This window comes from Mycobacterium nebraskense (genome assembly GCF_002102255.1).
Taxonomy (GTDB): domain Bacteria; phylum Actinomycetota; class Actinomycetes; order Mycobacteriales; family Mycobacteriaceae; genus Mycobacterium; species Mycobacterium nebraskense.
The window spans coordinates 1-20053 of the sequence record NZ_LQPH01000160.1 but is presented as its reverse complement, the minus strand read 5'-3'; the positions used below and the strand labels follow the sequence as shown (position 1 = coordinate 20053).

Here is a 20053-nt window from a genome sequence, read left to right as displayed (position 1 = left end):
ATATCCCTGCAAGTCGATCTGGACGACCGATACCTAGGACCGCAATGAAGTTTGCCCTGGCCTGCTACGGAACTCGCGGCGATGTCGAGCCTTCGGTGGCGGTCGGCCGGGAGCTGGTCCGCAGGGGGCACGAGGTGCGCCTAGGGGTCCCCCCCGAACTCGTCGGCTTCGCCGAGACCGCCGGGCTGACGGCGGTCCCCTACGGCCCGGAAGTGCATGACTTCCTCGACGAGCAGTTTCTGCGCAACATGTGGACGGATTTCTTCCGCAACGCGTGGAAGATCCGCGATCCGATCAGGCTGGTGCTCAAGGTCTGGGACCCGATCATCCGCTATTGGGACGACATCAACGGCGCGCTGCTGTCGCTGGCCGACGGCGCCGACATGCTTTCCAGCGGACTCAATTTCGAGCAGGCCGCCGCGAATGTTGCTGAGTACTACGACATTCCGTTCGCCACCATGCACCACTTCCCCATGCGGCCCAACGGGCAGCTCGTGCCGACCATTCCGGCGCCCGTGGTCCGCTCCACCATGACGCTGGTCGATTGGCTGTTCTGGCGCTCGACGAAGAACGTCGAGAACGCGCAGCGCCGCGAATTGGGCCTGCCGCCGGCGACCCGTCCGGCGCCCCGCCGGATCGCCGAACGCCGATCCCTGGAAATCCAGGGCTACGACGACGTGTGCTTCCCCGGGCTGGCGCGGGAATGGTCGAAATGGGACGGCCGACGGCCCTTTGTCGGCGCCCTGACCATGGAGATGACGACAGACACCGACGATGAGGTCGCCTCGTGGATAGCCGCGGGAACACCGCCGATTTGCTTCGCCAGCGGCAGCATCCCGGTCGAATCCCCCACCGAGATGGTCGAGATGATCAGCACCGCCTGCACGCAATTGGGCGAACGCGCACTGATCTGCGCCGGCGGGTCGGATTTCAGCGAAGTCCCGCACTTCGACCACGTCAAAGTGGTCGGCCCCGTCAATTACGCGGCCGTCTTCCCCGCCTGCCGCGCGGTCGTCCACCATGGCGGATCGGGCACCACGGCCGCCAGCCTGCGCGCCGGAGTTCCGACGTTGATCCTCTGGAGCTCGGCGGATCAGCCCTACTGGGGGGCCCAGGTCAAGCGACTGGAAGTCGGTACGGCCCGGCGCTTCTCGAAGACCACCAGCAAAACCATGGTGGCAGACCTGCGGCAAACCCTCACCCCGTCCTACGCCACCCGGGCCCGCGAGATCGCCACCCGGATGACCAAGCCCAGCGAAAGCGCCGCCATGGCCGCCGACCTCTTCGAAGCGATGGCCGGCCGGCCGCGTTAAGGCACGCCGCCCGCCGTCTATTTCCCGATCGACCATTTGGGTTTCAACTGGCGAAACAGGGTACAGATTCGGCAAACGTTGACAGAATGGCTTCCTGGAAACCTCAGAAGGGTGCTAACGGCATAACTTGGGGGCTAGGCTCATGAACCTAAGTACTGGTCCGGGGTTCCTGGATGCGGGTGGGCCTGACAGTGTGAGGGGGAAGTATTGACTCAGCGTAGTTGCCGCGTCTGCGGCGGTGATCTCCGTGAGGTACTCGACCTCGGACGCCAGCCGGTCTCGAATGCCTTCGTGAAACCCGAAGAGACCGCCAAGGTGCCGTTTTTTCGGCTCGTGGTGGGCCTCTGCACGTCGTGCACGATGGTGCAGCAACTAGACGAGGTTCCGCCCAGCCAGATGTTCCGCGCGGACTACCCGTACCGCGCGTCGGGATCCGCGGTGATTCGCAAGCATTTCGAGGACGTCGCCAGGTGGATCATCAGCGTAATCCCCGACGATGAGAACCGGTTCGTCGTCGAAATCGGCAGCAACGACGGCGTCATGCTCAAGACCCTCAGCGACGCCGGGGTGCGGCACCTGGGCGTCGACCCGGCCGCCGGGGCGGGCGAGGTGGCCCGCGCGCACGGCGCCCGCGTCCGCACGGATTTCTTCGACGAGTCGACCGCGGCCGACATCCGCGAAAAGGAGGGCCCGGCAAGCCTGATCTTTTCGGCGAACACGATCAGTCACATCTCTTACCTGGACTCGATCTTCCGCGGGGCGGAGCTGCTGCTGGCGCCGGACGGGCTGTTCGTGTTCGAGGACCGCTACCTCGCCGACATCCTGCGTTGCGTCTACTTCGACCAGATCTACGACGAGCACTTCTACCTGTTCTCCGTCCGCTCGGTGCAGGCGTTGGCGGCGCGCTTCGGCCTGGAATTGGTCGACGTCGAACACCTTTCCCTGCACGGCGGTTCCATCCGCTACACCGTCGCCCGCGCGGGCAGCCGGCAGCCCAGCCCCGCCGTGGCGGAATTCCTGGCCCAGGAAAAGGCCGACGGGATCGCCGAGGAGGCGACGTTCGTCCAATTCTCCGAGGACATCAACCGCATCCGCACGGACCTGGTGACCCTGCTGCGCGATCTGCGGTCCGACGGGCGGCGAGTCGTCGGGTACGGCGCCACGTCGCGCAGCGCCACGGTCATGAACTATTGCCACATCGACTCGGAACTGCTTCCGATGGTGTGCGATTCGACCCCGGAGAAGCAGGGCCGGCTGACACCGGGCTCAAAGGTCCCGGTGTGCCCGCCGGAAGTCTTCTCCCACCCCTACCCGGACTACGCGCTGCTGTTCGCGTGGAACCACGCCGACGAGATCATGGCGAAGGAACAAGCCTTCCACGAAAAGGGCGGGCGCTGGATCCTGTACTCGCCCAAGGTCCATATCGTCTGATGCGCCGCCGGCTCACTGCGCCGGTTTGATCAGAAGGCCCTGGCCGGTGGGCAAAGTGCAGATCGGCACGCCCAATTCGCCCGCCAGGGCGTCCATGGCCAGGCGCTGCTCTTCGTGCCCGTGGTAGGCGTAGTCGTCCAGCAGCACGAAGGCGCCGGGCGAGAGCCGCGGCCAGAAGAACCGCAGCGCCGCGACCTCCGGTGGGGCACAGTTCATGTCGATGTGCAGGAAGGCCACCGTGCGCGCCTCGACCTGGTCGAGCGTCTCCGGGACCGGCCCGACGATGATGCGTTGGTTCTTCCATTGCGCGAAGTTGGCCCGCACACCCTCGACCCCGCTGACGTACATGCCGTTGCGAAGCTGCTGCTCGCTCCGCTCAAGCGCGCCGCCGCGGCGTTCGTCGGCGGTGACGTAACGCGGATCGATTCCCGCGAAAGTGTCGAGCAGATAGAAGGTCTTGCCCAGTCGATCCCAGTCGAGATACTCCATGATGGCGCTGCTCAAGAATCCGTAACTGACGCCGCACTCCACGAAATCACCGTCGAGCCGGCTGGCGTTGGTCGCCGCCCACAAACCGATGTGCGCGCGCCAATGCCACTGGTACCAGTCCTGCCCGCCCAGGGCGCGCGCACCGCGCTCGTAGGCGCGCTGGAACGCCGGATCCTCCATGAACGCGTGGCGGTGGAAACTGAACAACGCGTCGCTGGCGTACGCCTTCGGAAAAAGCTTGCGGGCGAGCCCATACTCCTTGCCCACCATCCATAGCCGGATGCGAGCGCCGGTCGACAGCCTGTTTGCCACGGCGGAAACGATAGCATCGGGATCCGTTGGCCTACCCGGGAACGCGGCGGGTTGGCCGGAGCGGCGGCGGCCGCCCCCTTTCACAGCACGCGTTGCCATCAGCGGCCGGCCGCCGCGTCGGCAGCACGGCACGATGGCCGAAGCGTGAACCTCAGTGGCACAACGAATCCCGCAACGAGGTTCGCGCCGCTCGCCAGAATCGCCGCTTCCTTACTTGACCCGCAGGACGAACCCGGTCTGGTCACCCCGGCCCTGGCGGTTCAGCGCCACCGCGCGCTTCTCCCAGTTCAAGAGCTGCCTGACCCCGAACATCCGAACCATGGCCCCAAGGCTGGTCATTTCGGTCAGCGCGATGTCGCGGCGGTTCGCCTCGCTTCCGATGAACGACCCCGAGCTCTGATCGTCGATGGCCTTCTCGACCCGCAGCCCGGCCCTGTCGGCCGCCACCGCCATACCCTTGCGGGACGGTATGCAAATGTGCTTGGGCGCATCGATGTTCATCCAGTTGGCCCGGTAGGTGTCCCAGACTTCGGACGAGGTGGTCGGCAGCCGGACCAGGCACAAGCCCGTGGGGGCCAGCCTCTCGTGCGCCGCCTTAAGAGTGGCGGTCAGGTCCGGGACGTGTTCGAGCGAATGGTTGAACATGATGACGTCGAACTCACCGGTCATCTCGTCCAGGTCCCGCTTCGCCAGGGGAACCCCGAGGGCCGTCTTGCCGTCGGCCTCGATGAACGGGTCGGCGCCGGACAGGTTCGTGAATCCGGCCCTGGCCAACCGGTCGAGCAGCGCGCCGCCACCACACCCCACGTCCAGAACCCGCGCGTCGAGCGAAACCCCTAGCTCGCCAAGCATTTTGACGACGTCGCCGCTGGCGTCGTGCGTTCCGATCAGGCTGCGCAGCCCGGGCGGCAGCGCCGAGACGAGCGTACCGACCAGGCGGCCGCCGGCGTGCAGGTCATGGCGGTCCTCCTGCGCGGTCAGCCATTGGAACAGCTTGGGCTGCGGCGCGACTTTGTAGGAGTAATAGTCCGAGGGGTAAAAGCGCATGAGTTCTTCACCCTCAAGCACTTTCGCGATCTGCAATGTGCCGCACTCGGCGCAGACGAAGTAATCGAATACTTCTCGGGTCCCGAAATACATCTCCCGAACGGGAACGATTTCGTGCGGACCATTCGATCCACATAGCTGGCACGGTTTGTTAACTTCGCTCACTTCGCCCTTCCCCATGAAGTTTTCGACGCCAGAAACGATACCGCCACGACTCGGGGTCCGTTGGCGATCTGCGAGACTCGACCGGCGGGGCCGATCCTCGACTCAGCCGCCAGCGCTGATCAGGCATAACGCCTCAGGCTGGCGAAGTTTTCCGCGAGGTCCGCGGCCTTCGCGACGCTTTCGCTGGGACTCGTCATTCGGGTGGCGATCTCGCGGGCACGGGCGACGTAATCCGGCGCGAGAATGCGTCGCAGGTCCGTCACCAGTGATTTCCGCGTGGTGGCCGAAAATCGCCGGGTGGTGCCCACCTTCAATCGCTTGACCTGACCGCCCCACAGGGTTTGGTTGACGTCCATCGAAAGAATCAACGTGGGAACGCCGGCGCGCAGGCTGGCGGCCGTGGTGCCCGAGCCGCCGTGGTGGACCACCGCGTGGCAGGCGGGGAAGATCTTCGCGTAATTCACCGCCCCCACCACCTTGACGTGGTCGAAGCTCGGCACGTCGCTGTAGTCGCTCGAACCGGCGCAGAGCAACGCCCGCTCCCCCAGTTCGCCGCAGGCGGAGGCGATCATCTGGACCGTCTCGGCCGGCGACGCCACCGGCATGCTGCCGAAGCCGAAGCAAATCGGCGGGGATCCCGCCGCGATCCACGAGGCGACGTCGTCGTCGAGTTCGGTGGTCAGCTCCATCGTCAGCGCCCCGACGAACGGCCGTTGGCCGTCCCATTTCGCCCATTCGGCGACCAACCCCGGAAAACACGCCTCGTCGTAGGCCTGGATTTCCATCGCCCCCCGTCGGGCGATGCGCGCCGGCGAGGGACCCTTCGCCTTCGGCAGGCCGAGTTCGCGCCGCTGCGCATCCTCGGGCTTCTTGTTCAGGCGCCAGGCCAACCAGTCGAACGCCATCATGGCCGACCGACTCAACGGGGGCGGCAGGATCGAGACCAGCTGGCCGTTGGGCCGCATCGGGGCGTGGTGCAGTGTGGCCAACGGGATGTCGTAGTACTCGGCGACGTTGGCGGCGGGCTCCTGGTAACTCTGTCCGACCAGCAACAGGTCGGCCCCGTCGGCCAGCGAGGTCAGCGTCGTCGTCATGTGGCCCCAGCATTGGTCGCTGAGGTCCCACATCTCGCGCCACAACCCGCGCAGCTCCCGGACCTTCCAGAACGCGCCGAAGAAAGACGTCCAGAAGTTGCGGTACACGTCCAGCCACAGCTGGGTCTCCAGCCCATACGCGGCCGCCGGGAGACCGGCCGCCTCGGCGAAGCCGATCAGGTCGGGCGGCACCGCCATCCGCACGTCATGGCCCCTGCGCAGGAGTTCGCGACCGACGACGACGGAAGGCTCGATGTCACCTCGAGTTCCATAGCAGGCCAGCACAAACTTCATCGCGAACCAAGCCTTTCACTTGACGTGCGCACCGGCGACGGCAGGGGCACCGGTCATTATGGCCGGTTCTCCGGTGCCGGGGGCGGCTTCGATCGTCCGCGTGCGCGCGGCGATACCGCGCTCGGAGCGTCAGCGCGCTCCGGTGCGGCGCCCCTGGCGGGTTGCCCTCACTTGCGCCAGAGCACGCCCGTGCCGTCGATCTCCTGGATCTCCGCGGTGATGCCGTGCTTGGTCCGGTAGTCCGTGGTGGCCTGCCGGCACGCGTCGAGGGCGTGGTAGTCGTCGATGATGCAGAAACCCCCGGGCGACAGCCGCGGGTAGAGCGCGTCGAGCGCCTGGATCGTCGATTCGTAGAGGTCCCCGTCGAGCCGCAGGACGGCGATTTGATCTATGGGGGCGTCGTTCAGCGTGTCCTTGAACCAGCCGGGAAGGAAACGAACCTGGTCGTCCAGCAGCCCGTAGCGCGCGAAGTTGGCCCGGACCTCCGCTTCCGGTATCGCGAGGATGTTGGCCGCACGGTGCAGGTTGATGCCCGCGTCCGCCTTGTAGTTGGCCGGGTCCGGCGGCGGTACGCCGGCGAAGGAATCGCACACCCATACGCGGCGCGCCTCGTCGCCGTAGGCCGAGAGCACCGCGCGCATCAGGATGGAAGCCCCTCCGCGCCACACGCCGCATTCGACCAAGTCGCCGGGAATGTCCTCGGTCAGCACCGTCTCGACGCAATGTTGCAGGCTGGTAAGGCGCTTCATCCCGATCATCGTCAGCGCATCCGCGGGCCAGTCCTGGCCCAACTCCCGCGCTTGCTGATCGAACGGACGTTTACGGACGAGCATGTAGCTGCCGGTATTGAGAATCGGCCGCCCGATGCGATACCACCGGACTGGCACCAGTTCATCTGAGCCGTATCTGGTCAAGTCGCGTCGGAGCAGGTCGAGGTACGCAGACCGGGTATCGCGGTCGGTCACAGTCAAGATTGCCCCCTGTCTAGCATTTCAATACTCCCGATGTTGAGCCTAGCCGCCTATCGGCGCCTCTAGTACGTTTCGAGTTTTCTGGAATCGGATCCGCCAAGCGGATGGTTGTTTGCTCACGTGGGTTTCTCGGCCATTAGGCGCATTCGGCGCGTCCAGCGGAACGGCCGGTGGCCGACCCAATTTCGCCATTCGTCCGCCACCCCGAAGAGCAAACCCATTCCTGCACTTGGGTTCTAGTGATCGGCGTGCTGCGATCGGTCGCGGCGCGGCACCTGTCGCCTGCGTAAGCCTAGGTCATGCTGCTGCGCTCACTCGCCCTTCTTCAACATGCGTCACACGGGGGAAAGCTTTCGCGATTCGCGAAGCCGGCGTGCGGCCGCGATACGCGATGTGATGCCTCGACAGTACCGGGCTGGAATGCTACCGCACCACGGCTTTTGGCGGCGCGTTGCTCACATTCGAGCCCGATCGCGAGTGCCCGAAATTAACCATGTAGTTAATGGCCGATCGCTTTTAGCGATGGCCGGCATGCTCGACCGGCCGGCCACCGACGCTGTCGCTCGCCGCGGGGCCGGACTCGGGGAGGCTGCCGATCCACTCGAGCAGCACACGCAGACCGTCGTCGAGCGTCCACTTCGGGCGCCAACCGAGCTCGTCCATCGCCGGCTGGATGTCGCAACTCGCGGCGCGGACGTCGCCATCGCGGAACTTGGGGACGAGCACCGGTTCCGGCGCGTCGAACGCCGCGGCGATCTTCCTGGCCAGCTCATGAATGGTCGTCCCGATTCCCGACCCGATGTCGAGGCAACGGGAACCCTTGGCGGGCTGCTGAACCGCGGCGAAAACGGCATCCACCACGTCGTCGATGAAGACCAGGTCGCGCACGATTCGCCCGTCCTCGTACACCTCCGACGCGCGTCCCTCCCGCGACAACCGCGCGAAGAACGGCACGACACCGGTGTACGGATTGCTCAGCGGCTGACCCGGCCCGAAGGCATTCTGCAGACGCAACACGCTGAGATTGGTGTCGTGCGCGGCCGCCCAGGCGGCCAGCAGGTGCTCTTGCGCGAGCTTCGTCGCCCCGTAGACGTTGGTGGGCCGCGGCTCCGTTCGGCCCGCGGAGCTCGGAAGCGGCACCGCCGGTTCGCCCGCGGGCCCCGGCGGATCCCAGATGCCGGCCACCAGCTGCGCATGGCTGCGCGGCGGCGGATAAAAGACCTCACCGCCGGACAGCCACGCGCCCTCGCCGTAGACCGCCCTGGACGACGCCAGGACGAATTGCTCGGGCACCAGTCCCTTGCGGCCCAACGCGTCCAGCATCTGGGTGGTGCCCACGACGTTCACCGCCCCGTGGCGCGTCGCCTCGGTGAGCGACTGAGCGGTCCCGGTTTCGGCCGCCAGATGGACGACCTGGGTGGGCCGGAACAACCTGAGCACGGCGTCCCAGTCGGGCGCGTGCGTGACATCGCCGGTGAAGAACCGCACGGACGGCGGAAGGTCGATCGCGCGCCCGTCGTGCACCTGTGGGAGCAGAACGTCCATGACGGCGACGTCACAACCAACTTTGACCAGGCGGTGCGCAAGCGCGGAACCGATGAAGCCTGCGCCTCCGGTGATGAGCACGGACGATGACAAGAGCCGGCGCCTCCCAGTTGAGTGCGGAAAAGTTTGACCGGCACGCCTGCCGAGGTGCGATCCGGTCGATCATATCGGGGGCCCGCTCGGCGAAAGCTGGATTGCCCGGATAGGTGTCAGGGGCGCGCGACGGCGACCGAAGGGCGCGATTAGGCGCCCCGGTGGACGGCGGTTAGGCCCAAGATCCCCTGCGTCGGTGCGCCATGGCGACGACCTCGAGGATGGGTTTCATGACGGAAGGCCTGAGCAGCCGAACCAGCGTGCTGTTGGAGTAACCGCGGGCGTTGTCGAACGCCGTCCGGAAATCGTGTTCGCTCGCCCGGTAGGCCTCGAAAACGCGATCCAACTCGGCCTCGTCCCAGGGCTCGTCCGCGGCGGCGGCGTGCATCGCGCGGTAGACCACCGACATCCAGTCGGTGCCGAAGCGATCCGTGGGCGGACCGTCGCAGTCGCGATTGCGCCGAAGGTCCGGCGACAGGAACTCGTCGACGGCCGCCTCGTCCTCGGCGACGAGATCGATGCCGAGCGCCGTGGAAATCCGTTTCATTTCCCGGCGCCAATCGTCGAGGAGGTTGGTGTACTCGACGAACACCCGCGGCAGGCCGCGCGTCTGGCGTTCGGACACCAGGTTGCCCTTGAGCCATAAGGCGCTCACCAGCTCCGGCGACGCCCCGGCGAGGCGTCCCATCGACGGGACCACCTCCTGCGGGTGGCGCACCGCGATCACCACGGCGATGTCGAAGCCGGCCTTGCGCGCGGCCTCGAACCACATGTCGGCGAGCACATTGATCTGCAGGTCCTTGATGACCACCAGCGGGGCGGCCGGAAGCTTGTTGACATACGACTGGATGTCAACCATGCAAGAGGCCTTCTCTTTGGCGCTGAATTCGCCTTCCTCGAGCACGCGCAGCGAAGGGTCCCACCAAGCGCTGCCGTGACGTTCCAGAATTGCCCGGTTGAGCAACAGGGATTCGCGCGGTTCCCAATATCCACGCTGGTTGCCTTCGTCGGCCCCCATCATCCCGACCGGAAGCGTGGCACCGCACAGCGAGAGCACCCGGGTGAGGGCAGACGTTCCGGATCTCCCCATACCCAGGACGAAGATGGCGCTCGGCCGGGTTGCACTCCCGTTCAACGCCCTCTTGCCGGTTGCCTGGCCCCTGCGACTGACGTTTTTTGTGATACCGCTCAGCACTGTCCACCATCCATCGTTAAGCAGGAGAGCAGCAAACCCTCCGAGACGCCATAAACAAGGGCCCCCACCCTGGTTTGGGCACTGTCAGATACTGGCGGAATCGTAGCAACGCAACCCGCTATCCCGCAGTATTTGCCGATTCACAGCTGAGATGCCGCTCGGCGGTAGAAATCTTGCCGACACAATCCCGTAATCGAGAGCTGTAGCAAACGCAGGCGTAAATTATCGAGGACTGGTTGCGCGGCGATCAACCCGCGACGGCCCCCGGCTGGTAGTACGGCGCCCCGTATTCCGTCACCGGCTCGAAGCCGCGTTTGCGCGCCTTCTCGGCGGCCTTGCGAATCAGCGCATAAATTCCGACGAACGCCGCATGGTCGGTCATCACGAATGGTGTCAGCAGCCGGTTGTGCACCAGCGAGAAGGCCACCCCGCTCGCCGGATCGGTCCAGCCGAGCGAACCACCCAGCCCGACATGCCCGAAGCCGGGCATCACGTTCCCGATGGGCAAGCTGTGGTAGCCCAGGTGAAATGCCAGTGGTACGAACAGGTTTCGGTCCGGACGCAGGCTGCGTCGACCGGTCAGGCCGGCGACCATCTCCCGGGACAGGAACCGGATGCCGTCGACCTCGCCGCCGTTGGCGATGGCGCCGTACATCCGTGCCAGACCGCGGGCCGTCGCCACCCCGTTGGCCGCCGGGATCTCCGCATCCAGCAAGGGAATGTCGCCCTGGACCGCGGCGACCATGCCGGGGAAGTACATGGACCGGAATCCTCCGGACAGCTGGTTGGCCACCTTGCGCGTCACACAGCTCAGGACCGGGTTCCTCACGAGGTTCTGCGGCGCGACAATCTGGGCGACCCGCGTCGGCGCGCCGGCCGGCGGGCGACCCAGATACAACCCGTCGGTGCGCAATGGCTCGGCGAGCTCTTCCCGGATCAGCGCTTGCATACCTTTTCCGGTCAGTGCCCGAGCGAGGCCGGACATCAGCCAGCCGAAGGTCAGCGCGTGGTAGGCCGGCTTGCCCAGCAGTCGTCCCGGCGCCGCGGCGGCCAGTCGCTCTTCCATCACGACGTGGTCCAGCAAGTCTTCAGTGCTGGCGCCGCGCAGGCCCGACAGGCCGGCGGCATGCCTCATTACGTCGCGCACGGTGAGGCTCGCCTTGCCGTTGGCCGCGAACTCCGGCCAGTACTCGGCAACGGGGGCGTCGTAGTCGATCAGCCCCCGGTCGGCGAGCCGGTGAATGACGGTTGCGGCCATGCCTTTGGTCGCCGAGAACACCATCGGCGCGCTGTCGGCCGACCACGGCCGGTGACCGCCCCGGTCGGACCACCCGGTCCAGACGTCGACGACGGGTTGGCCGTCGAGATACACCGCCAGGGCGCCGCCGCCGAAGCGGCGGGCGGGGAACATGGTCGAAAAGCTGCGAACGACGCATCCGAAATGTGAGTCCGCCGCGCCGGACACACGCTGACCTGCGTCAAGGTCATCGTGGACAGGGACCGCGCGGCGATCGACTCGGGTTTGAACCGTCACGCTTTTGAATTTACTTGGATTTCACACCTTCCCGGAGCGAAATCTAGATTATTTATCTATCCGTTGTCTGACGCGGTCGTTAATATTTGCTCCGCCGCCAGCGCCGGGGTCAGCTCCCCCGCCTTGACCTGGCGTTCGACGTCGGCGCGCATCTTGCGCACCTTTGGGTTGGACAGCACCCGGTCCAGGACGGTGTCGCGCACCATCTGCCACGTCCAATCGACTTGCTGGGCGCGCCGGCGCGCCTCGAACTCGCCGGCCTCGGTGAGCACCTGACGATGGCGTTCGATGGTGTCCCACAATTCCTTCAGCCCGGTTCCCTCCATCGCGCTCATCGTGAGAACCGGTGGCCGCCAGAGTGTTTCACGCGGGTGAATCAGCCTGATCGCCGAGGACAGTTCCCGGGCGGCCACCCGCGCCTCCGCGAGGTGCTCCCCGTCGGCCTTGTTCACCACGACGATGTCGGCCAGCTCCAGCGCACCCTTCTTGATGCCCTGCAGCTGATCGCCGCTGCGCGCCAGGGTCAGCAGGACGAACGTGTCGACCATGTTGGCCACCGCCACCTCGGACTGACCGACACCGACCGTCTCGATGATGATCACGTCGAACCCGGCGGCCTCCAGCACCACCACCGCCTCGCGGGTCGCCTTTGCTACGCCCCCCAGAGTGCCCGACGTCGGTGACGGACGGATGTAGGCATCCGGGTGCACCGCCAGGCGCGCCATCCGGGTCTTGTCGCCGAGGATCGATCCACCGCTGCGCGTCGACGACGGGTCGACGGCCAGCACGGCCACCCGGTGGCCTTGCTCGATCAAATGCATGCCGAGGGCCTCGATGGTGGTGGACTTCCCCACCCCGGGAGTCCCGGTGATGCCGACACGATGCGCGTTGCCCGAGTCGGGCGTCAGCTCGAGCAGCAACCGCTGCGCCTTCTCGTGATGGTCGGCGCGGGTGGACTCCAGCAACGTGATGACTCGCGGAAGCGCTGCTCGGTCACCGCTACGAACGGCCCGGGCCAGCTCGTCGACGGAGTCCCTCTTGCGGCCGGCCATCTAGTCGAGCGTGTAACCCAGCCGCTCGGCGAGCTTGTGCAGCAAGCCGATCGCGGCATCGGCGATCACCGTCCCGGGCGGGAAGATGGCGGCGGCCCCGGCTTCATACAGCTCGTCGAAGTCACCGGGCGGGATCACCCCGCCGACCACGATCATGATGTCGGGCCGCCCCACCTCGGCCAGCGCGTCCCGGAGCGCCGGGACCAGCGTCAGGTGGCCGGCGGCCAGCGACGAAACGCCGACGACGTGCACGTCGTTGTCCGCGGCCTGCCGGGCCACCTCCTCGGGTGTGGAGAACAGCGAGCCGACGTCGACGTCGAAGCCGAGGTCGGCGAAGGCCGTCGCGATCACTTTCTGGCCGCGGTCGTGACCGTCCTGACCCATCTTGGCCACCAGAATTCTGGGCCGGCGGCCGTCGGCCTCGGCGAACTTCTCGACTAGTTCTGTGGCGGTTCCGATGTTCGGGGCCTTTCCGGCTTCGTCGCGGTAGACGCCGGCGATGGTGCGGATCTCCGCCTGGTGCCGCCCGTATACCTTTTCCAGCGCGTCGGAGATCTCCCCGACCGTCGCCTTGGTCCGGGCGGCGTTGATCGCCAGCGCCAGCAGATTATTACCCAGCCCGTCCTCCCCGGCGCGGCCGTGTGCCGCGGCGGCCCGGGACAGCTCAGCCAGGGCGGCCTCGACGGCGGACTGGTCACGGCTCGCCCGCAGCTCCTTGAGTTTGGCCAGCTGCTCGGCACGCACCCGGCTGTTCTCGACCTTGAGAACCTCGACCTCTTGGTCCTCTTCGACCTGGTACTTGTTGACGCCGATCACCGGCTGCATCCCGGAGTCGATGCGGGCCTGGGTGCGCGCCGCCGCCTCCTCGATGCGCAGCTTGGGGATGCCGTCACTGATGGCCTGGGCCATGCCGCCGTGCTCGGCGACCTCGGCGATGTGAGCGCGGGCCCGCTGCGCGAGCTCATGGGTCAGCCACTCCACGAAGTACGAACCGCCCCACGGGTCGATGGGTCGCGTGGTGCCCGACTCCTGCTGCAGCAGCAGCTGGGTGTTGCGCGCGATCCGCGCGGAGAAGTCGGTGGGCAGGGCCAGCGCCTCGTCGAGGGCGTTGGTGTGCAGTGACTGGGTGTGGCCCTGTGTCGCGGCCATCGCCTCGATGCAGGTGCGCGCGACATTGTTGAAGGCGTCCTGCGCGGTCAGCGACCAGCCGGAGGTCTGCGAATGTGTGCGCAGCGAAAGCGATTTCGCGTTCTTCGGATTGAACTGGGCAACCAGCTCGCTCCACAGCAGCCGGCCCGCCCGCAGCTTGGCGACCTCCATGAAGAAGTTCATCCCGATGCCCCAGAAGAACGACAGCCGCGGCGCGAACTTGTCGATGTCCAGGTCGGCGTCCAGGCCGGCCTTGATGTAGTCGACGCCGTCGGCCAGCGTGTACGCCAGCTCCAAATCGGCTGTGGCGCCGGCTTCTTGGATGTGATAGCCGGAGATCGAGATGGAGTTGAACTTCGGCATCTTCGCGCTGGTGTAGCCGAAGATGTCGGAGATGATGCGCATCGACGGCTTGGGCGGATAGATGTAGGTGTTGCGCACCATGAATTCTTTGAGGATGTCGTTCTGGATGGTGCCCGCCAGCTTCTCCGGCGGCACCCCCTGCTCCTCGGCGGCCACCACATACAGCGCCAGGATCGGCAGCACGGCGCCGTTCATCGTCATCGACACCGATACCGTCGACAGGTCGATGCCGTCGAAAAGCTGACGCATGTCGAGAATGGAATCGATTGCCACACCGGCCATTCCGACGTCACCCTGGACGCGGGGATGGTCGGAGTCGTATCCGCGGTGGGTGGCCAGGTCGAAGGCCACCGAGAGGCCTTTCTGGCCGGCCGCCAGGTTGCGTCGGTAGAAGGCATTCGACTCCGCCGCGGTGGAGAACCCGGCGTACTGGCGAATCGTCCACGGCTGGTTGACATACATCGTGGGGTACGGGCCGCGCAGGAAGGGCGGTTCGCCGGGGAAGCTGTTCAGCGGGTAACCGTCGGCCGCCGCGGCGGCCCGGTCGGCGCCGATGTACACCGGTTTGACGGCGATGTCTTCCGGCGTGTGCCACTCGAGCTGATCGGGCGAGTACCAGTGCGCCGCAGCGGCCCCGGCGACGTGCTTTTCCACGTCGGCTTCGGTGGGCGGCGGCAGCGGGCGGTCGCCATTCAGCGGGACCTCGGCGAAGTTACCGATCACGGGTGCGGTTGTGGTCATTGCGGCTACGCTCCCAGTCGAGTGAGCAGATTCGAAAGGGCCTCGACCGCATCGATTTTCGCGGTCAGGAACTCATCGGGCCGGTGCTCGGCGTCACCCACGGCCTTTTCCGGTCCGGCCAGGTAGACCCTCGACACACCGGCGGTTCGGGCCGCCTCGACGATTTCCGCGGCCTCGTCCTGATAGCGCTTGTCGGTGCCGCAGATGACCGCGACGCTCGGCGATCCGGCGTCGGCGACGGCCTTCGCGGCGGCGGCGGAGTCGACCGTTCCGGGGTTGACGGCTTCGATGCCGCCCGACGCCAGCAGGTTGGCGGCGAACGTCGCCCGGATGTTGTGCTCGGCCAGCGGGCCCAGCGGAAGCAACAGCGCCTGCGGACGTGCACCGGTGCGGGCCAGGAAGGCGTCAGAGCGATCGCGCAGCGCCTCGAATGCGGCTGCGTAACGCTGCAGATTGCCGGCGGCCAGCGGCGTACCAGCCGAATCATCCTGCGCCAAAGCGGGTTCGGTGAGATTCGGGAATTCGTTGACACCGGTGATCGCGGTGCGACGATGCGCGATGTCGTCGGCGCGTCGTGTGGCTACTTCGGCGATCTGGTCGGCGACGTAGTCGTGCGCCTCGACGAAGCCGCCGCGCGCCTCGATGGACTGAAAATGTTCCCAGGCCTGCTCCGCGAGCCGCGCGGTGAGGTCCTCGACGAACCACGACCCGCCGGCCGGGTCCAGCACCCGGCCGACATGTGACTCCTCCAGCAGCAGCAGCTGGGTGTTGCGGGCGATGCGGCGCGCGAAGCTTCTCGCCGTGCCGGGGAAGCCGCCCGGGATCGCCACGTCGAACGGGAGCACCAGCACGGTGTCGGCGCCGCCGACGCCCGCCCCGAAGGCGGCCAGCGTGCAGCGTAACATGTTCACCCACGGGTCGCGTTGCGTCATCATCGGCAGCGACGTTTCCGCGTGCACGGTGACGGCGCCGCCGTCGGGGTCGCCGACGACCTCGGCGACTCGCGCCCACAGGTGGCGCACGGCCCGCATTTTGGCGAGAGTCACGAACTGGTCGTCGTCGGCGGCCAGCCGGAAACTGATCTGCCGTAGCGCCTCGCCGACCGGCATTCCGGCGTCGGTGAGATGCCGCAGATAGGCCACGCCGGCGGCCACGGTACCGGCCAGCTCCCATGTCGCGCTGGCGCCCAGGTTGTGGAAGGCGGGCCCGTCGACGGTGATCGCACGCACGCCGCGCTCACGGGCCGCGCGCTTGGCCACCGCGACGACCTCATCGAGCGCAGGTGCGGGACGGTCGCTCAGCGTCGCGGTGAGCGGGTCGCCGCCCAGGTCGATCGAGAGTAGTTCGCGCTGGTCGGCCTGCACTCGGGTCGCCATCGCCAACATGACGTCGGCAGCGGCCGAATAGTCCGCGCCCGCGTCGACGATGACGGGCGCCATGCTCAGGTACACGCCCTCCAGAGCGCCCTCGAGCTGGTCGGTGGCCACGCCGGACTCCCCCACCCGCAGCACCAGCGCGCTGGCCCCGTTGCCGAGCGCCTCGAGCACCGCCGCATTGACGTCCTTGGCCGTTACCCCGACGACGCGATCGGCCGGGAACGCCTCGGCCACCTTCCAGCCGGACTTGACGTCGCGCAGCGCGTCGGCGCCCCGCACATAAGGCCATTCGCCCGGCAGCGGCGGTTCCGGCAGCTCGTCCAGCGCCGTGTACAGCGCCCGGATGGCGATGCCGTCATAGGTCGGGGTTTCCAGCAAGCGCTCGGGCTGGTCGCCGAGCTCCTCGGGTTCCTTCCGGGTGCTTTTCGACAGCACGCCGGCGACCGCACTGCGCCAACGCCCGCGAACCTGTTCTAGTTCGGCGAGCCCGGGTACATCAATGGACACCGATTGCTCCCTTTTTGCCAGCAAATGGGGCCTGCGACTTACTAATGAGGCTAATTGATCGAGCCTGTCGGCAAAAAACCGCGCGGCGCGGCGATCAGGGCAGGCCCGCGATGAAACGCCAGCCTCGGGATACGAGTTATTCACCTGCGGCCCGTAACCTTTACAGGCGTGACGGCTTCCGCCACCTGCAGAATCAACCGGACGCTGCGCGACCTCGGCGGCGCGCTGGGCGCGTCCGCGCGTCTGCTGTCGCGGCCCCGGGCGATCGCCACAGTGGTCGGTATCACACTCTTGATCACGGCCGCGTCATGGCTGCCCCTGCCCACGCCGGTGCAGATGCGCGACTGGGCACAGTCGGTCGGCCCCTGGTTTCCGTTGGCGTTCCTGGCCGCACACATCGTGGCCACCGTGGTGCCGGTTCCGCGCACGGCGTTCACCCTGGCCGCCGGGCTGTTGTTCGGCCCGCTGACGGGTGTGGCGATAGCGGTGGTTGCCAGCACCGCGAGCGCGGTGATCGCGCTGCTACTGGTGCGCGCGGCCGGTTGGCGGCTGAACCGCCTGGTGCGTCACCGGTCGATCGACACGGTGGACGAGCGCTTGCGGCAACGGGGCTGGCTGGCCATCTTGTCGCTGCGGCTGATCCCCGCCGTGCCGTTTTCGGCGATCAATTACGCGGCCGGTGCATCGACTGTGCGCCTGCTGCCCTACACACTGGCCACCCTGGGCGGCCTGCTGCCCGGCACCGCCGCCGTGGTGATCCTCGGCGACGCGCTCGCCGGTCACCCCAACTCGCTGCTGTACCTGGTGTCGCTGTGCACGGCGACACTCGGTTTGACCGGCTTGGTCATCGAGATCCGCCACTACCGCCGGCACCATCGGCGCGTACACAATTCCGTCGGCGACGAGCCCTCCCCCGAGCCGGCCGCAATCAGCTAGAAGATCTGGCCAATCGCGACGGTTGGCGGGCCGAAAACTGGCAAGCTGGGGCTAACAGACTTACCGGCATCGCTCAAAGGGGGGGTGTTGGCCGGAACACAGGTGCACTACCCGCCGCAACAACCTTCGAGGATGCATTCCGCGTTGTTCGGGATGGCGGCACTGTGCTGCGCCGCCGCCCTTGTTTCGGCCGTCGGCCTGCTGTCCAGGAACGCCGGCCCGGCCTACGAACCCACCCCGCCGCCGCTCCTGTCACCGATCGATCTGCCCGCGTCGAGTGCCATCGGCCCCGGCGCGGGCATTTACGTCCAGTACGCCGACGGGTCGGGCGGAATGGGCTGCACCGCTGGGTTTTTGGTACGCACCAGCACCGGTCAGCCCGGTGTCCTAACCGCCGGCCACTGCAATCGCCCCGGCGAGGCCAGCAAGGTGACGATGAACCTGGGCGGCGTCCTCCCCTACACGACGCTGGGCACGTTCAGCCAGACGGTCAGCGAGGGGGTGCACAACGAACAGCACGACATCGGCCTGATCGTGCTCAACGGCGATAGCGTTCCCCAGAATCCGGCCATCGGGGCCACCTTGCCGGTCTCCGGCGTCACCGCCAACTTGCAGACCGGCCAGGAACTCTGCAAATTCGGCATGGGTTCCGGCGAGGCCGCGTGTGGACAGATCACCGAAGTCACCGACAGCAAGGTCGTGTTCATGGCGCCCGGCCAGTGCGGCGATTCCGGTGGCCCGGTGTACCTCAATCAAGGCGACGGCACCGTTAGCGCCGTCGGCATCCTCATCCGCGGGGGTGACCCCCACACCAAACCCGGTTGTTCGGTCCCGGCGAAGTTCTCGGTTGCCGAGCTTGTTCAGCCCTGGCTGGACAAGTGGCGTCTCACCGCTGTGACCACGGCGCCGGCGTTCGGCTGACACTTCGCGCTCGCGCCGCCTTCTTCAGGTTGGCTTCAGCCCGACTTCCTACTGTCGCGTCCGTTGCGGTGCGCGTGGCGCAATTGCGCACCCAACGGTAATGACCGCCGACGCAAGGAGAGATGGGCCGAGTGAAGATCAAAGAACTCATCGCTGGTTCGCTGCTCGCGGGCGCCCTGGGGGCGGCCGTGGCGGGCTTCGGTACCGCGGTGGCGAGCGCAGATCCGCCGCCGCCACCGCCGCCAGGGCAACCCTGGGGGCCGGGACCGGGTGGACCGGGTGGTCCAGGTGGACCGCCACCACCTGGCGGACCGCTTGGGCCCCCGCCACCGCCGGCACCCGGAGGACCGTTCCGGCCACCGCCGCCGGGATTCTGATACCGGGCTAGCCACCCAGAGTGGTGACCGCCTCGCCTGGGGCGGTCACCACTCACCGGTTCCGTTCAACCGCCGCATCGACCGGCAGGCTGAGCCGGAACTTCGCCCCGCCGTCGTGCGCCAACACACCAGGTCGCCGCCGTGGGCACGCGCCAGCGCTCGGGCGATCGGCAGGCCCAGTCCGGCGCCGCCGTGATCGCGGGCGCGCCCGGCATCCGGGCGCACCAGGCGCTCGAAGATCCGCTCCCGCTCGTCGTCGGGAATGCCAGGGCCGCTGTCGGTGACGGTCACCTCAGCGGCCCCATCCTGCACGCGGACGTCGACGGTGATGGCGCCTCCGGGCGGGCTGTAGCGCCGGGCGTTGTCGAGCAGATTGGACAGGATCTGCGCGAGCCGGGTGGGATCCGCGTTCACATTCAGCTTGGCCACGCCCGTGCGGCCGACGGTGAGTTGCGGCGCGAGCATGGCGGCCCGGTCGGTTTCGGCATCCGCGATCGCGGCCAGGTCGACGTCATGGGTGTCCAACGGCAGCCCGGCGTCGATGCGACTCAGATCGAGCATGTCCGAGACGAGCCGCCCGGCGCGCCGAGCGTCGGACAGCAACAGGCTGGCCCGGCGATATTGACCGTGTGCCACATTGTCGTCGTGCTGCTGCGAGGCACTGTTGGCGAGCTGCTCGGCGGCGACCTGCATCCCCGCGATCGGGGTGCGCAGCTCGTGGGCGGCGTCGACGAGGAAGTGCCGGGTCGCTGCCTCGGCGCGCTGGGCCGCGTCGGCGGCGCGCTGAGCCCGGCGCTCGGAAGTCTCCAAAGCATCCAGCATTCCGTCGAAAGCGCTTGCGGCGCGGCCTAATTCGGTATTGGCCCGGTCCGGGTGCAGCCGTCGCCCGCGATCGCCCGTCCTGATGTCGTTGGCCAGCGCCGTCAGCCGGTCCAGCGGGCGCAACGCCACTCGGCTGACGGCCACCAACAACAGCGCGGCGGCCAGCAGGGTCGCCCCGCCCGCCGCGATCATCAGCAGGCGCAGCTGATGCGTCACCTGCGTGGTTTGCGTGGTGTCGGCGACCAGTATCACCCGGCCGCCGTCCGGCAACGGACGCACGACGGCCGTCGCGGTGGCGTCGAGCGGGGGCGGCGGGGGGGTGATAC

The 20053-nt window shown here is 67.2% G+C and carries 15 protein-coding genes and 1 pseudogene; 5 read left to right on the top strand and 11 right to left on the bottom strand.

Translation table 11 applies throughout. The annotated features are described in order from the left end of the window. Positions 1–44 precede the first annotated feature (44 nt). Complete coding sequence (locus tag AWC17_RS24450) at positions 45–1313, top strand: glycosyltransferase (protein ID WP_046183081.1); 1269 nt, start codon at positions 45–47, stop codon at positions 1311–1313. A gap of 207 nt (positions 1314–1520) precedes the next feature. Continuing rightward, positions 1521–2744, top strand: a complete 1224-nt coding sequence (locus AWC17_RS24445) for a class I SAM-dependent methyltransferase (protein ID WP_085165175.1) — start codon at positions 1521–1523, stop codon at positions 2742–2744. A 12-nt stretch (positions 2745–2756) separates the two neighbouring features. Here AWC17_RS24445 and AWC17_RS24440 read toward each other — a convergent pair whose 3' ends face one another. From AWC17_RS24440 to mutA, 10 genes are all read right to left on the bottom strand, one after another. After that, the gene (locus AWC17_RS24440; protein WP_141224761.1) at positions 2757–3545 is read right to left on the bottom strand and encodes a class I SAM-dependent methyltransferase; all 789 of its coding nucleotides are present in this window, start codon (positions 3543–3545) and stop codon (positions 2757–2759) included. A gap of 210 nt (positions 3546–3755) precedes the next feature. After that, the gene (locus AWC17_RS24435) at positions 3756–4685 is read right to left on the bottom strand and encodes a class I SAM-dependent methyltransferase (RefSeq protein WP_046183084.1); all 930 of its coding nucleotides are present in this window, start codon (positions 4683–4685) and stop codon (positions 3756–3758) included. A gap of 191 nt (positions 4686–4876) precedes the next feature. Further along, positions 4877–6145: a glycosyltransferase gene (locus tag AWC17_RS24430; protein ID WP_046183085.1), complete on the bottom strand. Its 1269-nt coding sequence runs from the start codon at positions 6143–6145 to the stop codon at positions 4877–4879. A 167-nt stretch (positions 6146–6312) separates the two neighbouring features. Beyond that, positions 6313–7116 (bottom strand): TylF/MycF/NovP-related O-methyltransferase, encoded by an 804-nt coding sequence (locus tag AWC17_RS24425; RefSeq protein WP_046183086.1) that lies wholly within the window; start codon positions 7114–7116, stop codon positions 6313–6315. A gap of 516 nt (positions 7117–7632) precedes the next feature. Then, a complete protein-coding gene (locus tag AWC17_RS24420; RefSeq protein WP_046183087.1) occupies positions 7633–8742 on the bottom strand; it encodes an NAD-dependent epimerase/dehydratase family protein in 1110 nt (369 codons plus the stop codon). A gap of 184 nt (positions 8743–8926) precedes the next feature. Beyond that, complete coding sequence (locus AWC17_RS24415; protein ID WP_046183088.1) at positions 8927–9844, bottom strand: sulfotransferase family protein; 918 nt, start codon at positions 9842–9844, stop codon at positions 8927–8929. 352 nt (positions 9845–10196) lie between these two features. After that, on the bottom strand, positions 10197–11483 hold the full coding sequence (lipL, locus tag AWC17_RS24410; protein ID WP_046183089.1) for an esterase/beta-lactamase LipL: 1287 nt from the start codon (positions 11481–11483) through the stop codon (positions 10197–10199). 56 nt (positions 11484–11539) lie between these two features. Beyond that, positions 11540–12535, bottom strand: coding sequence for a methylmalonyl Co-A mutase-associated GTPase MeaB (gene meaB / locus AWC17_RS24405; RefSeq protein ID WP_046183090.1), 996 nt, complete (start codon positions 12533–12535; stop codon positions 11540–11542). Beyond that, positions 12536–14788 carry a methylmalonyl-CoA mutase gene (gene scpA / locus AWC17_RS24400; RefSeq protein ID WP_046183091.1) on the bottom strand — a complete coding sequence of 751 codons (2253 nt, stop codon included), beginning with the start codon at positions 14786–14788 and terminating at the stop codon, positions 12536–12538. Between the two features lie 5 nt (positions 14789–14793). Further along, positions 14794–16671, bottom strand: a complete 1878-nt coding sequence (gene mutA / locus AWC17_RS24395; protein ID WP_046183092.1) for a methylmalonyl-CoA mutase small subunit — start codon at positions 16669–16671, stop codon at positions 14794–14796. A 168-nt stretch (positions 16672–16839) separates the two neighbouring features. Between mutA and AWC17_RS24390 the strand changes: the two genes are divergently transcribed. The 3 genes from AWC17_RS24390 (at position 16840) to AWC17_RS32840 (ending at position 18905) form a co-directional block, all read left to right on the top strand. Beyond that, entirely contained in the window at positions 16840–17607 is a 768-nt protein-coding gene (locus tag AWC17_RS24390; protein WP_046183093.1) for a TVP38/TMEM64 family protein, read from the top strand. A 132-nt stretch (positions 17608–17739) separates the two neighbouring features. Next, the gene (locus AWC17_RS24385) at positions 17740–18528 is read left to right on the top strand and encodes a trypsin-like serine protease (protein ID WP_046183094.1); all 789 of its coding nucleotides are present in this window, start codon (positions 17740–17742) and stop codon (positions 18526–18528) included. Positions 18529–18659: 131 nt separating this feature from the next. Beyond that, positions 18660–18905: a hypothetical protein gene (locus AWC17_RS32840; RefSeq protein ID WP_156181209.1), complete on the top strand. Its 246-nt coding sequence runs from the start codon at positions 18660–18662 to the stop codon at positions 18903–18905. 52 nt (positions 18906–18957) lie between these two features. Here AWC17_RS32840 and AWC17_RS24375 read toward each other — a convergent pair. Then, positions 18958–20053 (bottom strand): annotated as a pseudogene (locus tag AWC17_RS24375) (HAMP domain-containing sensor histidine kinase); the annotation flags it as partial.

Bases quoted from the DNA above. Each gene is read 5' to 3' on its own strand.
- AWC17_RS24450 (WP_046183081.1), top strand. From the start codon at position 45: ATGAAGTTTGCCCTGGCCTGCTACGGAACTCGCGGCGATGTCGAGCCT.
- AWC17_RS24435 (WP_046183084.1), bottom strand. From the start codon at position 4,685: ATGTATTTCGGGACCCGAGAAGTATTCGATTACTTCGTCTGCGCCGAG.
- AWC17_RS24430 (WP_046183085.1), bottom strand. From the start codon at position 6,145: ATGAAGTTTGTGCTGGCCTGCTATGGAACTCGAGGTGACATCGAGCCT.
- AWC17_RS24415 (WP_046183088.1), bottom strand. From the start codon at position 9,844: ATGGGGAGATCCGGAACGTCTGCCCTCACCCGGGTGCTCTCGCTGTGC.
- meaB (WP_046183090.1), bottom strand. From the start codon at position 12,535: ATGGCCGGCCGCAAGAGGGACTCCGTCGACGAGCTGGCCCGGGCCGTT.
- scpA (WP_046183091.1), bottom strand. From the start codon at position 14,788: ATGACCACAACCGCACCCGTGATCGGTAACTTCGCCGAGGTCCCGCTG.
- AWC17_RS24385 (WP_046183094.1), top strand. From the start codon at position 17,740: ATGCATTCCGCGTTGTTCGGGATGGCGGCACTGTGCTGCGCCGCCGCC.